The following is a 15,715-nucleotide window of genomic DNA, read 5'->3' on the forward strand; positions in this document are numbered from 1 at the left end:
ATTAGTGCTTACCGATTTGTTTCTATAAAAAGAAGGCGAACACGGATCTTCCCGATCTCTCCATTGGTAATCGTAATAGCCGTAATCATCATCGTAATAATAGTTTTGAGCGTTATCCCAATTACTTGCTTCAAGGGAATCGTCAAAGTCCACTTCTTCCATCTCTGGCTGATTCTCTGCTGTGTATTCACATTTATAAGCGCTATAAGCCAGTTTGTATTTGAATTCTACTCTGTAAATAGCGCCAGGATCCGAAGCGATCACTTCATTAAGATCTATAGCATACGTGTTCCATTTTTTTACGTCGTTTCCAGTAGCTTTGATATCAATCACCTTGCGAGCAACAGGTCTTCCTACATTACGTAAGTTTTCTGAAGAATTCAAATTGTTATTTTGTAAAAACTGAAGCACGTTGTCGCTATATATTTTATAGACCCATACGTCCACGGCATTTAAATTCACAGAATTAAAATTGATTTTAGCATTTTGTGAAGAAGGTAAAATGGTGCCAGAGCGTAGTAATTTTACTTCTGGATTTACTTGTTCAAAAGCGATGAAGCTAGAAAACCCATTTTTAAGTTGGTACCCGTCTACACTTTTAATACCTGTAAAAACTTCTACCTTTTTGGAGCCAGTAACTGTTTTTGAAGGAAACACTTTAAGCGCATTCCCTTTACTTTCAAATTTCATTTTATCCACGCCTTCGATCTGGACCATTCCATCTAGGTTCTGAGATTTCTTGAGCGGATCAGAAAAATTGATTAAAATATAGGGCACCTCTTCGTTAACAAGCTCTATATCGGTTACAGAAAAGCTGTTTTTCCCTGGAAGCGTGATGGTGTTTTCTCCTTTATCATCAACTCCTATACTGCTCCCATTCCAATAAATTTCAACTTTCTCGTCTTCAATAGGTCTTTTGATACTGTCTATTTTAAACTCAAAGAACTTTCCTAAAGCATTTGTATTAGGAAATTTAACTGCTAAGTTGTTTCCATTCAGTCTTGCAACAACCAGCTGCTTTGCCTTCTCCAACTCCATGATATCGCTGGAGCGTATGGTTCCATTGATGTATTGATAATCTCCAGTATAAGAACCTACTGGCTCTGTACTTACTATAAAATCCTGTGCTATGGTTTTAAAGTGGAACGTGAATTCTTTTAAATCACTTGCCACTTCTTTGACCTTTCCTAACTGAAATTTCACTTCGTATTCTGTATCCTGCTTCAAAGGTTTTTCTGGAAGAAAAGAAATCGTTTGCCCATCCAGAACTGTTAATTTTCCAGTAGCACTAGGATCTAATGTTACCCAACTCGCATCGAGTTCTTTCCCAAGTGTCCAGCCTTCTACTGGCTCTATAAGCTTAATTAGGATAGGTTCTCTAGTAGAGATCACGTGATCAGAAACCTGACTGATATATTCTCTAAATCTAAAAAGTTCGTTTTGTTGTTCTTGAAGTTTTTCTTCGTCCGTTTTGTTCGTACAAGAAGCCAGAACAAATAGCGAAAACAGAAATAAAAGCGCTTTTTTTATCAAAATAAAACAGGAGTTATTGGTTAATTAGCAATTTCTTTAAAATTATAGAAACTTATTGATATTTACGGATATAACATTGTGGAATTTCGAATTATTTTCCTATTGATATATTTTAGGTGCCTATTGATGGTTTCGCTTTCGCGAAAGTGTCCAACGGAATTATTGGGAACTTTTAATAATGCATTAATCAATAATAAAGAACTTGCTGTTCCAATACTAAAAGCCTTATATCTCGATGAGAAATCTATCGATCAAATTGTTAAATAAACTCTTTTTAAAACCGATAGTTATGAATAAATCCTAAGTATATAGCTATGAAAGCCAACCTCATCACTTCTATCATTCTTTCTAGATTTCTAGGATGTGCAGTTCCTATACAACCTTCTTTAGTGTCTGGTATGAGTCCTCTTTTAGGATATATAGTAAATAGAATCCTTGTTGTTTTCATGTTGGTAATAGTGGTTTTATATTTGTTTCAAAAGGTTAAGAAATACAAAACACAAATAAATATTGAAAACTGATTTAGACAATGCCAACAAAAATAGTTGGCATGTCAAATCTAAAAAGTATTTTAAAAGGGAAAGCTCCTGTGAAATCACCAACCAAAAGCCAATTTCAATTCAAATAAAACTCCTTCTACTTTGGAGAGGGCTGGGGTGCGGCCACGGTGCCTGAAATAAAACTTAAACTAGGATAGCGTTACGCTCGTGCAAACCCTTTTGGAAACCGAGCGTTTATTCACATCCTTTTTTTACATTCAGCGCTACTTTTTTTCCCCAGCTAGGATCAAAACCTGTCGTTGTTTCTTTTTCAAATAACGCAATGGCTCTGTCTACCTCACCGCAATAAGGTGTGATATCTTTACCAAAGAATTTTGCACTTCCCATCAACCATCTGGCACTGTTACTAATGACTCTTGGGTTATCTGGCGCCAGTTGAAAGGCTTTTTGATAAATCACGTTAGTCGCACCAGATAATTTCATACCGTACGTGCGACTGTCGTATTGAATCCAACAGGTGTTTAACATGCCTTGCAGCACCATAATTTCTGGATTGTTATCCGATAACAATTCGGCATCATTGATGAATTCTTGGGCTTTATTCATGTGAAACAAGGTTTGCTCCTTTGAATTTTGTCCCCATGAGCCATTGATATGGCACAAAGCTGCATAGTAAGGTGGTAGCCAGTTTTCACTTTCGGCTTTTGCGACACGCTCAAATTGTTGTGATGCTGCTTGCAAGTCGGTTGCCATATGCTCAAGCCCTTTTTGCATGGCTTTTTCGTAGCTTGTTTGTGCGTGAAGACTTAGTGTTAAAAAGAGAATAAAAATGGTGATTATAGTTTTCATAAGTAAGAGTTTATTTGATATCTGATACAATGATACTATTGATCTCGCTTTCGCGAAAGCGGAACAGACCCAACTGTAAAAACCAGTATCTGAGTTGTAGATTTATAAATTATCCAGTTGATTATCACTGCCTCCTATGGTCCAGAAGAAGCCCACGAAAAAGAAACGATCTGCCGCCTGACCTATCGTACGACGGTTAAACTGCCCTTGAACATCTGGCGTGTCACTGTATTGATAACCAAAAACATTATCTCTTCCCAATACATTCGAAACTGAAAAATACAGGATCTTTTGTTGATCCATCAGATAAGCCCAGTTCAAATTGAGGCTTTGGAAAGAAGAAGTTCTATCGTTTAAAAATCCAGACTCGTTTGCATTTGTAAATGGACGGCCGCTAGAATAATTGAAGGTCGCGCCTATTTGAGACTGCCAGTCTTCTATCCAGTACTTTCCCACCAGACTAAAATTGTGATCGGTTGCAAAATTAGGAGTCGCCTCCACAGGAAAATTGCGGAATTGACGCTTCGTATCCAAGTAAGAATAGCTTACCCAATAATCAAGATTCTTAATCGAGCGCTCATCTCTCCAGAATAAATCAAGTCCAGCCGCATACCCTTCCCCGCCATTACCCAAATCGCTATCGAACTGAACGCGTGCCGTGTCGTAGGTCAACAGCTCATCGTAGCTTTTATAATACCCCTCTGCTCTAAACATGCGGTCGTTCTTTTTAAATAGAAAGTTGGCTATATAATGTTGCGCATTTTCTGGTTTTATGTTTTTATCATATTGCTGTACATTGTTTTGAACAGCTTGATAAAAGTTACCGTAAGCGAGTGAAAACTGTGAGCTGTTATTGAGACTTACCGCCGCGCTCAGGCGTGGGGATACTTTAAATTCATCACTAGCACTGTAATAATCCCCCCGCAATCCAGCTTTAAAGGCAAGATCTTTAGACGCAAAAATCTCAGCTTCTGCAAAAGCACCGGTAATTCCATGGTTGATGCCGTTTTTAAAAGTATCGTTTTCTAGTAGCACATCTTCCTTGTAATTGATAAGAAATTGCTCCACACCCATGTTGAGTTTAAAGTAATTGTTATAGCGTTTTTGAAGTTTGAATTTAGCATGCAACGCATTTTCTACGGCTGCTATTTTAGTCGCTGCTATGTTCACATCGTTCTTATCATGGGCAAGACTTAGACCCGTTTCTATATTCCAGCTTTCTGATAAAGAACCGTTGTAGTTGAGGTTTCCGTAATAATTTTTATTTCTCAAGCCAAAATAAAAACCTTCTTCCACATCTATATCTTCCTGAATGATCGCAAAGTCGCTGTACGAGTCGGCACTGTAGGCCTTAAAAAGTCCTTTGTCAAATTCATGTCTATAAACCGCCTCGGTATTTAGGCTTTGAAAAGGTTTTTTAAACTGGTTATTTTGTGAAATCACCTCATTGTATGGAGCGAGATTAACATATTGTGCATTCACACTAATGCTGTTTTTACCCCATATTTTAGTCTTTCCAAAGTTCCCTCCTATAGTCATGATTCCCAACTCTGTTTTTTCTTCTTTTGGGAAATCGTTGGTGTTTAGAAGCAATACACTGGAAAGTGCATCTCCATATTCTGCGCTGTACCCACCGGTTGAGAATGTGATCCCATCAAAAAGGAATGGGGAGAACCTACCTCTAGTAGGTATATTTCCTGTGGTGGGTAAAAAAGGTCTAAAAACACGACTTCCATCGATAAATATTTGGGTTTCTTCGGCACTTCCACCGCGTACAAAAAGACGGCCATCATCAGCATTTGATGCTGTTCCTGGCAGTGTTTGTAGCGCGCCTACAAAATCGCCTACCGCACCAGCCGTAGTTACAATATCCAGTGGCTTCAATACACTTGCCTTAGAACTATCTCCAGCACTAAAACTTCCAGCGCTTAGCACTACGGTGTTTAATGCGTTCCTGCTTTCGCGAAAGCGTAACTTTAAACCCACCATTTCCTTTATTAGAGCTTCTAACTTATAATCTTCATAACCGATGTAACTGGCTATAAGAATTCCATAGGAAGATTCTTCTGTTGTAAAAGAGAATTTTCCATCTAGGTCTGTAGTTGTGCCGTCGTAGGTTCCTTCTAGATATACATTCACACCCATAACAGGCTCGTTTTCTTCATCGAGAATCACTCCTGAAATTGTAGTTTGTGCAAAAGCAACCGATGTAATAAAAAGACAGATAATTGTAAAAAGCGTTTTCATAAAATAGATTTGATGGTACAATGATGAGACTGAAACGAGCTTTTTAAAATTTTGAATGACCGAGTTGTAGGATTTCAAGTATGGGTTGTGGAATGGAATTCGAATTTGGTTGGTGGTCATTTTGCTGGAAAGCGATCTTACTTCTTAACGGCCTCTATAAAGTAACATATGAATATTCCATTTTAATAAAAAATCAAAATCTGATTTTGTTCCTCTCTCATCGATATTCAAAATTTTAAAAATGCCGAATTCCATTAATAACCAAGCATTTTTATGTTTCAAGTTCCTCTTCAATTTCAATTTTTAAAGAGATACGTTTTCCTTAACCGTTAAAAATCGGTAAATCCTTATATTAGCGGCAATAAAAAGATCTCATGAAAAAAATCGCATTGATTCTTACTGTGGCTATTGCATTAGCCAGTTGTAATTCCTCTAAAAACGTAGTGGCAACTCCAGCCGCTGGTTCTAGTACCTACTGGCAACAGCATGTAAATTATGACATGGATGTAGATATGGATGTAGACCGTTACCAATATACAGGTCGACAAAAACTGGTGTACACAAACAATTCTCCAGAAACCTTAGATCGAGTGTACTATCATTTATTTTTCAATGCATTCCAACCAGGAAGTGAAATGGATGTGCGATCACGCAGCATCGCAGATCCTGATAGACGTGTAGGTTCTCGAATTGCTGCTTTGGAACCTAATGAAATAGGATATTTACATGTAAGTAATGTCGAACAAGATGGTAAAGCATTGTTAGCAAACGAAGAAGGAACTATATTAGTTGTAAAACTCGCTAAAGTGCTGGAGCCAGGGCAGTCTACTACTCTAGAACTAGATTTTAACGGTCAGCTTCCTGTGCAAGTAAGAAGAAGTGGACGTAATAATGCCGAAGGTGTTGCTCTTTCTATGACGCAATGGTACCCTAAAATGGCCGAATTTGATAAATACGGTTGGAATACAAGCCCGTATATAGCGCGTGAATTTCACGGCGTCTGGGGAGATTTTGATGTAGAGATTACTATAGATAATGACTACACAATAGGTGGAACGGGTTACCTCCAGAACCCTAAAGAAATAGGTCATGGTTATGACAAAGCAAATTCTGGTCCTGCAAAAAGTATAGACGGCAAATTAAAATGGCATTTTAAAGCTCCTCAAGTTCACGATTTTGCATGGGGCGCAGATAAAGATTTTATCCACGATATCTATAAAGGAGCAAACGGTGTAGATCTTCACTTCTATTATAAAGATAAGGATGAGATTAAAGAAAATTGGAAAAGATTACAACCAGCAACTAATGAGTTCTTAAAATACTTTAATGAACATGTAGGTGACTACCCTTACCAACAATACTCTGTCATTCAAGGTGGTGACGGTGGTATGGAATATGCCATGTGTACTTTGATTACAGGGGAACGCCCTTTTGGCAGTCTTGCTGGAGTTACGGCTCATGAATTTGCGCACTCTTGGTTCAACCATATTCTAGCTACAAACGAATCTAAAGACGAGTGGATGGATGAAGGTTTTACGACTTACATTTCTAACCTAGCTATGAATGCTGTTTTTAAAGAAGGAAAAGAAAATCCTAACGCTAGATCGTATCAAAGTTATATAGGCCTCGCAAAATCAGGTAAAGAACAACCACAAACTACTCATGCAGATCGTTACGAATACAACGGTGCTTATGGCACCAGTGCTTATTCTAAAGGGGCTGTTTTTATGGCACAACTAGGCTATATTGTAGGTGATGAAGTGCGTGATGACATTATCAAAGAATATTTCAACACTTGGAAATTCAAACATCCAGATCCTAATGACTTTAAAAGAGTAGCAGAGCGTGTGAGCGGTTTTGACCTGGAATGGTATTTAAGAGACTGGACCATGACCACCAATACGATTGATTATTCTATAGAAAATACAAGTACTGTTGATGGAGTGAATGTAATTTCTCTAAAAAGAAATGGATTAATGCCTATGCCGTTAGATGTAGAAGTAACTATGAATGATGGCAGTACAAAAATGTATTACATCCCTCTTGCCGAAATGCGCGGAGAAAAGAAAATAAGTAGAAATGTCATAACAGTTGCTGACTGGGCTTGGGCTTATCCTACTTATGAGTTGGCGCTTGAAGGTGTAGACAAGAACAATATAAAAAGCGTTACCATCGACCCTAAAAAAATGATGGCAGATGTGAATAAGGAAAATAACACCTTGCAATTGCAAGAATAGCATTCCGTTTACCCCCGCGGTTTACAAATGAATAAACAGGTAGTTTTTTGCAAACTCAAAATTTAAACAGGCAGTATTTTCTAATAGGAAAATACTGCCTGCTTTCATTTGTTTAGTGACCTTTCTAATAAATAACTGTTTTAGCGAACCAAATTAGCGTCTACAACTCAATTCGAACAAATTTATAAAATACCCAATTCTTATTTTCCATCAAGGTAAAGTAGTAGTTATCGTGTCGGCATTTCCTTGACTATATAGCTTATAACTAAGGTGTTCACAGCTGAGTAAAAACAAAGAAATAGCTGTCTAAAAAGTCTCGATTCTATATTCTAACAGCCTAGTGGCCTTGATTATTTTCATTCAGCAGTTATTAAAACATATCTTTGCACCACGATGAAATTCACACTAGGAAGAAATAAAAAATTAAAAAGCAAAAAGGCTACCGACTTGCTTTTTTCTGATGGTTCGTCCATGAGAAAAGGACCTTTGCGTGTGGTTTATTTTATAAAACCTCAGGGTGGCGAGCATCAAATAGGAGTAAGCGTAGGAAAGCGTTTTTTTAAAAGTGCCGTTGATCGCAATCGCATTAAAAGATTGATGAGGGAGTCGTATCGATTGCATCAAGAATTACTACCTGTTTCTGAAGCTGTTCATTTAAAGGCCATGTTTATATATCAATCTGGTAAAATGCCTGATTATGACTATATAGAAAGCCTGACTAAAAAGCTGTTGAAAGAGCTGACTAAAAAAGTGGCTTCATAAGAATAGGAATATGGATTAGCTTGCTTGGTTAATCCACAGCAGTAAGCTTTTTATACATTTTAGCAGGCTAAAGACTCCCGACTTTAGATCAAACTAAAATGATTTGTTCCAGCTAATTTCCATTTTATATTCCCGCGATTTCTATTAAAAAACCTAAAGGCCAAAACTACTGTAGTCCTTTTATCAAAATACTCCGTATAAGCCTTCTTAAAGCTAAATACTAAGTTTTTCATCATCCGGATATCAGGCCTCTTTCCTCAGTGCTCGGGGCTAACAACTGATATGGTGCTTGTGAACAATCCGTCAGCCATAATTGCGTTATAACTGTTATGGTGCTTCTGAGTATTTATCTTATATTTAAGGTACCTTCCAAGAATCACAAATAAAAAAATGAGTCAAAAGATTAATATAAGAAGACAAATCTTGCTGCCTATCGCGGCAGCTGGACTGTTATTTACTACGGCTAGTTTCCAAAACGATTTCTTTGAGATCGCAAAACAGATTGAGATTTTTACAGAAATGTATAAACAACTCAATATGAATTACGTAGACGAAACAAATCCTGCAGCACTTATGGATAAAGCCATAGAAGGAATGCTAGAAGAGCTCGATCCTTACACGGTTTACTGGACAGAACAAGAGGTAGAAAAATCAAAAATAAACCGTCGCGGCTCTTATACTGGTATAGGTGCAAACGTGCGAACCAAAGAAAATAGAATTACCATTATCGAGCCATGGAAAGACTATCCAGCAGATAAAGCTGGTCTTAAAGCTGGAGATGAGATCATAGAAATAGACGGAATTAAAATTTCAAACTATAAAGATAATGCTGGAGATTTGTTACAAGGCTCCGAAGGAACAGAACTCACTATCACATACACCCGTCAAGGAAAAACTAAAACAGCTACTCTTAAAAGAGAAGGGGTTGAAGTAAATGCGGTTCCTTTCTATGAAATGGCAACACCAGAAATAGGGTATGTCGTTCTTTCTAAATTCAATGAAAAGGCCTCTAGAGAAACTAAAACTGCCATTAAAGAACTCCAAGAAAAAGGAGCTACAAAAATAATTTTAGACCTTAGGGGAAACCCAGGTGGCTTATTAAGTGAAGCGGTAAATGTTTCTAACTTGTTTATTCCTAAGGGTAAATTGATTACCAGCACACAATCTGTGATCCCGAAGTATAATAAAACATACCTCACTAAGCGCAGTGAAGAATTTGAAGGAATGCCTATTGCCGTTCTAATCAACGGTCGCAGTGCTAGTGCTAGTGAAATTGTAAGTGGTAGTATTCAAGATTATGATAGAGGTGTTATTATAGGCGCGAGAAGTTTTGGTAAAGGACTCGTACAGCGTCCTAAACCACTGTCTTATGGAACACAAGTAAAGATAACTATTTCCAGATATTACACACCTAGTGGTCGTTGCATACAAGCATTAGATTACTGGAACCGTGATGAAAATGGCGACGCAGTGCGTACTAAAAAAGAAGATTATAAAGCCTTTAAAACCGTAAATAGCGGTCGTACTGTTTATGATGGTGGCGGCGTAGAACCAGACATATCGCTAGAGTCTGCAGCATATTCTCCTATCACAACAGCACTTCTAAAAGAGAATTCTATTTTTGACTATGCGACAAATTATTATTACAGACATCAGTACGATTCCCTAGATGAGATTCAACTTACCGATGCAGACTTTCAAGAGTTTGTTTCCTATATAGAAAATCGAGGCTTTGAATTTGAAACAGCCACAGAGTCCGCTTTCGCGAAAGCCTACCAATCAGCAACTAACGAGGAACTAGATGATGATATCAAGACCTCTTATAATGCCATTTTAGAAGATATCAAGAAAGCCAAAAAGAAAGAAGTCATAGATAAAAAAGTTGAAATCAAAAGCCTCCTTACTGATGAGATCGTAAAAAGGTATTTCTATAAAGAAGGACTTTACAATTATCAAATCAAATACAATCCAGAAATCAGAGCAGCAATAGATGTTCTTAATGATAAAGATAAATACAACCGTGTTTTAAAATAATGGATCATGATGTGCGACAAAAGAATAAAAGACCCCTTACTAGGGCAAGCTCTGTACAGATAACTGTAAGAATAAGAACTAGATCACAATTATTTTAAAATACGTCAGAATATTTATTCTCATATTGGGTACTGTAGTGCAAATAAAATCGTTGTATTAAAAGTCATTAACAGGTCGTAATAAGATGATTTATAATTGAATAAGATAATTTTAACAGAACAGCAGTAGCAATGAACCATAGAAAACATATAGCATTTCTTTTATTTCTAGTGAGTTTTGCCATAAATGCACAGCTTACAGAAACTCATTCTGTTTACTTTAACCTTGATGATGATGAGTTTTCTTTTAGTGAAGGGAAACAACTCAATTCATTCTTTGATGATTTGTTATACAAACCTCTTCTAGATGTAAAAATATTAGGTTACTGCGATGATCGCGGTACCTATGGTTACAATCTAGACCTTTCCAACAGACGTGTAGAAACCGTTTCTAAATGGTTACAGGAACACGCTATTTCCACAGATCATATCTCTAAAACCATCGAAGGCCGTGGAGAAGTAGCTTTAGAAGACGGGTCTGAAGAACTAACGATAGAAGATGAACGCGCTCAAAACCGCCGTGTAGACCTTATTTTCTCTTTAAAAAAAGAGTTTACGCAACGATTAGAGATACAAAAACTCAATGCAAACGACCTTACAGAAGAAGAAGCTGAAGAAATTAAAACTTATGAAAAAAAGGTTATAGAGGCAATTTTAGAAGACGAGAAAAGTACCAGCACTATTCCTGTTTCTAAAAGCTTGGAGAAAATTCCAAAAAAATTAACTGTTGAAGTGATAGAAGAATATCTAAATATTCCCACAAGCCTTGATCCCGAGGTGGATAATTCTCAAGAACCTTTTAAATCACTTCTAAGTAAGCGTCTTAAAAAGGGCCAAATTATTATACTAGAAAATATACTTTTCTACAAAGGAAGATCTACCGTACTTGAAGAATCTCAACCCCTTTTAGATCGTGTTGCAGAGATTCTCGTTGCTCGTAAAGATATTTATTTTGAAATTCACGGTCATGTATGTTGTATCAATCCAGTATATCAAGACGCTTATAATCGCGATACAAAAAAATCCAATCTTTCTGTTGATAGAGCTAGGTCTATATTCCAAATTCTCAGAAAACGTGGTGTGGATTATAGAAGAATGAAATATAAAGGATACGGTCGTAAAAAGCCCTTAGGTGGAATTGATAAACTAGATCGACGTGTAGAATTGTATATTACTAAAATTGAAGAAGAGTAGATTAAAAGTAGACGGCTCGCTAGAACCGTACTTCGTTGATCTCACTTTGCTTTTTACCCTCTCTTTTTCTTGTGCCTTACAGACTCTAGTTGTGAAAGAATTATAATCTCTTAAATAAATGAGGCAATGAATACTAAACATTAGAACCTCCTTATTTATTTGAGATCTTTACATTTAAATCAAAAGCACCCTGCAAAAGCGGTAAGTCATTGCGCATGCTAAATATGACTCCGCTTTTGATGCTATTTATGCAAGGTTCTTGATTTTAATAGTACCCAATAAAAGTATGCCTGTTTTACTAGTTATCGTTAAATAATTGATGAAGCGAGCCACCTCATCTTTTCTCTTTGATAAAAACTACCTCTCTGCGACTACAATAATAAAACAGTTACTAAGATAGCTTGATTGTAAGCCTTTTAAGTAGAATAAAAATAACTACTAGCAAAACGACAGCATAGTTGTAACTTTAAAACACTCGTAAAAATAAAATATATACATACATATGTGTATCACAACAGTTTGGATCTAAAGTCTAATTTTTCAAAATAAGCATAAAAAACCTAACTGTCTGGTGATTAAAAATGCTATCCTATGTTATCATTTTTCATTACTATCACCACTAGATATATTTATCGTAACTTTGCGATTAAATAATATGGGAGCTACTAAAACTGACAAATTTACGGAAGAACAAAATCAGGTAGCTCGTATGGCAAAAGCGCTCGCTCACCCTGCTAGAATAGCTATTATTCAATATTTATTCTCTATTGACTCCTGCGTTTGCGGCGACATTGTTAATGAAATAGGCCTAGCACAACCCACTATTTCGCAACATTTAAAAGAACTTAAGTCTGTTGGACTCATAAAAGGCAGTGTCGAGGGCACAAGTGTTTGTTATTGTATCAATCATAGTAATTGGATCTTAATGAAGAACTTGCTTTCCCCTATTTTAAACCTAGATGCTGCTATTTTAAATGACTGTTGTTAAAAAAATTACCTTTATTAATCGCAATATTGCAATTAAACAAATTTAAAATGAGATTATCTCAATTCACAAAAATTCTTACTACCCAGGGACAGATCAGTTTTCAACTACCTTCAGGTGATTTAGTTCCTAGTCATTTTCATGTAACTGAAATAGGAAAAGTAATCAAACACTTTATTGATTGTGGTGGTAAAGAGCGGATAGAAACGGCAGTAAACTTTCAACTCTGGGAAGCAGATGACTACGATCACCGTTTGCATCCAGAAAGATTAATTCAAATTATTGAGCTTTCAAAAAACAAATTAGGTCTTCCAGATGCAGAGATTGAAGTAGAGTATCAAACTGATACCATAGGTAAATACGGTATTGATTTTGATGGTACTTCCTTTATACTCACAAATAAAACTACCGATTGTCTTGCTCAGGACGCCTGTGGCATAGCACAAGAGAAAACTAAAGTAAAAGTTTCAGAAGTTCCATCCCAAAATAGCTGTGCTCCAGGTTCTGGTTGCTGTTAATTAAGTCTTATGTTTTTACCTATCAAAGAATTACTAGATGGATTAGAGGTCGGTTCTATTCCGCTTTCGCGAAAGCGAGAACTTCACCAACTCTCTGACTATATCAACCAAAGTATTCAACACCATAAAAAGGTACATCTTACTTTTATTTGTACCCACAACTCCAGACGCAGTCATTTATGTCAGATATGGGCGCAAATTGCCGCTCGTTATTATGAAATATCAGATGTCCATTGCTATTCTGGTGGAACAGAAACCACAGCTGTTTTTCCTAAAGTCATAAAAACACTCCAAAGACAAGGCTTAGAAATTACTCAAAAGAAGAAAAAAGAAAATCCAAAATACTATATAGAATACAGTGAAATAATGCCACCTATAAGCGCATTTTCTAAGGTATTTGATGACGTATCCAATCCATCTTCACAATTTGCAGCTGTAATGACTTGTGATCACGCCTCTGAAAGTTGTCCTGTGGTACCCGGAGCAGAAAAGAGAATCTCACTGACTTATGTAGATCCAAAAATAAGCGATGGAACGCCAGAACAAAAAGCAGTTTATAACGAACGCAGCCTTCAAATCGCTACGGAAATGAAATACGTATTCTCTCAAGTGATATTAAATAAGCCATGAAAAAAAAGCTCTCTTTTCTAAATCAATACTTAACATTATGGATTTTTATAGCCATGGCGATAGGCGTAGGGTTGGGTTATGTAATTCCAAATATAGCTACTTCTATAAATTCCATGAGCAGTGGAACAACTAATATTCCCATTGCTATAGGACTGATATTAATGATGTATCCACCACTTGCAAAGGCCGACTATAAAATGCTGCCCAAGGTTTTTAAGAATACAAAAATTCTCAGTATTTCCCTATTACTCAATTGGGTCATCGGTCCTGTTTTGATGTTTATACTTGCCCTTACCTTTTTACACAACCACCCAGAATATATGGTAGGACTTATTTTAATAGGTCTGGCACGTTGCATAGCCATGGTGCTCGTATGGAACGATCTCGCAGATGGCTCTCCAGAATACGGAGCTGGATTAGTAGCGCTCAACAGTGTCTTTCAAGTATTTGCTTACTCTTTTTATGCCTGGTTATTTATAACGGTGCTGCCACCTTATTTTGGCTTTGATGGAGCTATTGTAGATATCTCCATAGCCACGATAGCCGAAAGTGTTGCCATTTATTTAGGAATTCCGTTTATTATGGGAATTTTAAGTCGTTACTTCCTTGTAAAAGCACGAGGCAAAGACTGGTATGAAAACGTTTTTATTCCGGCGATTTCTCCTGTTACCTTGGTTGCGTTACTACTTACTATTGTATTGATGTTTTCCTTAAAAGGGGAACTGATTGTGGAGATACCATTTGATGTATTATTGATTGCCATACCCCTAATGATTTATTTTATAATCATGTTCTTGATAGGATTTTTTATCAGTAAATACCGCGGTGCAACCTACAGCGAAAATGCTGCGATTTCTTTTACAGCAGCTGGTAATAATTTTGAACTTGCTATTGCTGTTGCCATTGCTGTTTTTGGCCTCAATTCTGGTCAGGCATTTACTGGAGTAATCGGGCCACTGGTAGAGGTTCCTGCATTGATTTTATTAGTAAGGGTTTCTTTCTGGTTGAAGAAGAAGTACTACTAATCTCAAATTTATAGGTGTGAACTCATGTCCACACCTATAAATATGAAAATCAACTATCTCTTTTATTACAAATAATTTAAATACCGCTGAATTTAGAATTCCTAAAATACCTCAAACCCATTGGGATTAGTTTTAAATTTAAGCATGACTCATACGTCTACCATCAAATACGAAAAAGACATAGAGTTCATATCTTTTTTACCCTTATTATATCCTGTAATCTAAAGAATAATTCAAGTTCCATTAGAGGTATTCACCTATTGGGAATTCAGTTTTCCCTTTGAACTTTTTATGATATGCTACTTGCTTTATTTGGTGTTTTATAAGCGATCTCCTTGACCATCTATAGGAATTTTGTAGCATCATTATTAATGTATCTAAATCATTTTATTGATGTTAACAACAGGGTGCTTTTTTCTAACCGCAGACTTAAGTTTGCCGTCAGCATAAAACTAGAAATCGTCCCTACTCTATAATGTTGCAACACAGCGTTCCATATTCTTATTTTAAAACGATATTTGCACCACCTAAAACCATAGAGAAACTTCTAATATGACCCTTGTTTCCAAAGATATCTTAAAAGCAGCCGAAATCCTTTCTCGTGAAGAACTGGTCGCTATTCCTACCGAGACCGTTTATGGACTCGCAGGAAATATATATAGTGACACCGCGATTAAAAAAATCTTTGATCTTAAAAAAAGACCGTTTTTTAATCCGCTGATTGTGCATATTCATAGTGTGGATCAAATCATGGAACTGGCGACGCATTTTCCTGAAAAAGCACAGCTGCTAGCAAAAGCGTTTTGGCCGGGTTCCCTAACGTTGATTTTAAAAAAACAGCCTACTGTTCCAGAACTTATCACTGCTGGAAATGATACGGTGGGAATAAGAATACCTCAACATGAATTAACATTAGAATTACTAAGAAATTTACCTTTTCCTCTAGCGGCACCCAGTGCAAATCCGTTTACATACATCAGCCCGACGACCGCGCAACATGTGAAGAGCTATTTTGACGGTGAATTGGAAATGATACTCGATGGTGGTGACTGTGAAAATGGGATTGAGTCTACTATAGTAGGTTTTGAAAATGGCGAGCCTGT

Annotated in this window: 12 protein-coding genes and 1 pseudogene; 9 read left to right on the forward strand and 4 right to left on the reverse strand. The window is 36.7% G+C overall.

Going from position 1 to position 15,715, the window contains the following annotated elements:
- The 4 genes and pseudogenes from ACJAT0_RS09530 to ACJAT0_RS09545 form a co-directional block, all read right to left on the reverse strand.
- Positions 1-1,533, reverse strand: a pseudogene (locus ACJAT0_RS09530) (hypothetical protein); the annotation flags it as partial.
- A gap of 274 nt (positions 1,534-1,807) precedes the next feature.
- Entirely contained in the window at positions 1,808-1,981 is a 174-nt protein-coding gene (locus ACJAT0_RS09535; RefSeq protein ID WP_415181465.1) for a hypothetical protein, read from the reverse strand.
- Positions 1,982-2,267: 286 nt separating this feature from the next.
- The gene (locus ACJAT0_RS09540) at positions 2,268-2,882 is read right to left on the reverse strand and encodes a hypothetical protein (RefSeq protein WP_415181466.1); all 615 of its coding nucleotides are present in this window, start codon (positions 2,880-2,882) and stop codon (positions 2,268-2,270) included.
- A 102-nt stretch (positions 2,883-2,984) separates the two neighbouring features.
- The gene (locus ACJAT0_RS09545) at positions 2,985-5,129 is read right to left on the reverse strand and encodes a TonB-dependent receptor (RefSeq protein ID WP_415181467.1); all 2,145 of its coding nucleotides are present in this window, start codon (positions 5,127-5,129) and stop codon (positions 2,985-2,987) included.
- Positions 5,130-5,503: 374 nt separating this feature from the next.
- Here ACJAT0_RS09545 and ACJAT0_RS09550 point away from each other — a divergent pair, with 374 nt between their 5' ends.
- From ACJAT0_RS09550 to ACJAT0_RS09590, 9 genes are all read left to right on the forward strand, one after another.
- Complete coding sequence (locus ACJAT0_RS09550) at positions 5,504-7,366, forward strand: M1 family metallopeptidase (protein WP_415181468.1); 1,863 nt, start codon at positions 5,504-5,506, stop codon at positions 7,364-7,366.
- 393 nt (positions 7,367-7,759) lie between these two features.
- Positions 7,760-8,128 (forward strand): ribonuclease P protein component, encoded by a 369-nt coding sequence (gene rnpA / locus ACJAT0_RS09555; RefSeq protein ID WP_415181469.1) that lies wholly within the window; start codon positions 7,760-7,762, stop codon positions 8,126-8,128.
- A 390-nt stretch (positions 8,129-8,518) separates the two neighbouring features.
- Positions 8,519-10,162 carry a S41 family peptidase gene (locus ACJAT0_RS09560; protein ID WP_415181470.1) on the forward strand — a complete coding sequence of 548 codons (1,644 nt, stop codon included), beginning with the start codon at positions 8,519-8,521 and terminating at the stop codon, positions 10,160-10,162.
- 230 nt (positions 10,163-10,392) lie between these two features.
- Positions 10,393-11,454, forward strand: a complete 1,062-nt coding sequence (locus ACJAT0_RS09565; protein WP_415181471.1) for an OmpA family protein — start codon at positions 10,393-10,395, stop codon at positions 11,452-11,454.
- 655 nt (positions 11,455-12,109) lie between these two features.
- A complete protein-coding gene (locus tag ACJAT0_RS09570; RefSeq protein ID WP_374002969.1) occupies positions 12,110-12,442 on the forward strand; it encodes an ArsR/SmtB family transcription factor in 333 nt (110 codons plus the stop codon).
- A 47-nt stretch (positions 12,443-12,489) separates the two neighbouring features.
- Complete coding sequence (locus ACJAT0_RS09575) at positions 12,490-12,957, forward strand: DUF6428 family protein (protein WP_374002970.1); 468 nt, start codon at positions 12,490-12,492, stop codon at positions 12,955-12,957.
- A 9-nt stretch (positions 12,958-12,966) separates the two neighbouring features.
- Positions 12,967-13,587 (forward strand): protein-tyrosine-phosphatase, encoded by a 621-nt coding sequence (locus ACJAT0_RS09580; RefSeq protein WP_415181472.1) that lies wholly within the window; start codon positions 12,967-12,969, stop codon positions 13,585-13,587.
- A complete protein-coding gene (gene arsB / locus ACJAT0_RS09585; protein WP_374002972.1) occupies positions 13,584-14,612 on the forward strand; it encodes an ACR3 family arsenite efflux transporter in 1,029 nt (342 codons plus the stop codon). The genes ACJAT0_RS09580 and arsB overlap by 4 nt, the downstream gene beginning before the upstream one ends.
- A gap of 552 nt (positions 14,613-15,164) precedes the next feature.
- Positions 15,165-15,715, forward strand: a 551-nt coding sequence (locus ACJAT0_RS09590) for an L-threonylcarbamoyladenylate synthase (RefSeq protein WP_415181473.1), incomplete at its 3' end; no start/stop codon positions are given.

The sequence above is a fragment of the Nonlabens sp. genome (genome assembly GCF_047636915.1).
Classification (GTDB): Bacteria; Bacteroidota; Bacteroidia; order Flavobacteriales; family Flavobacteriaceae; genus Nonlabens.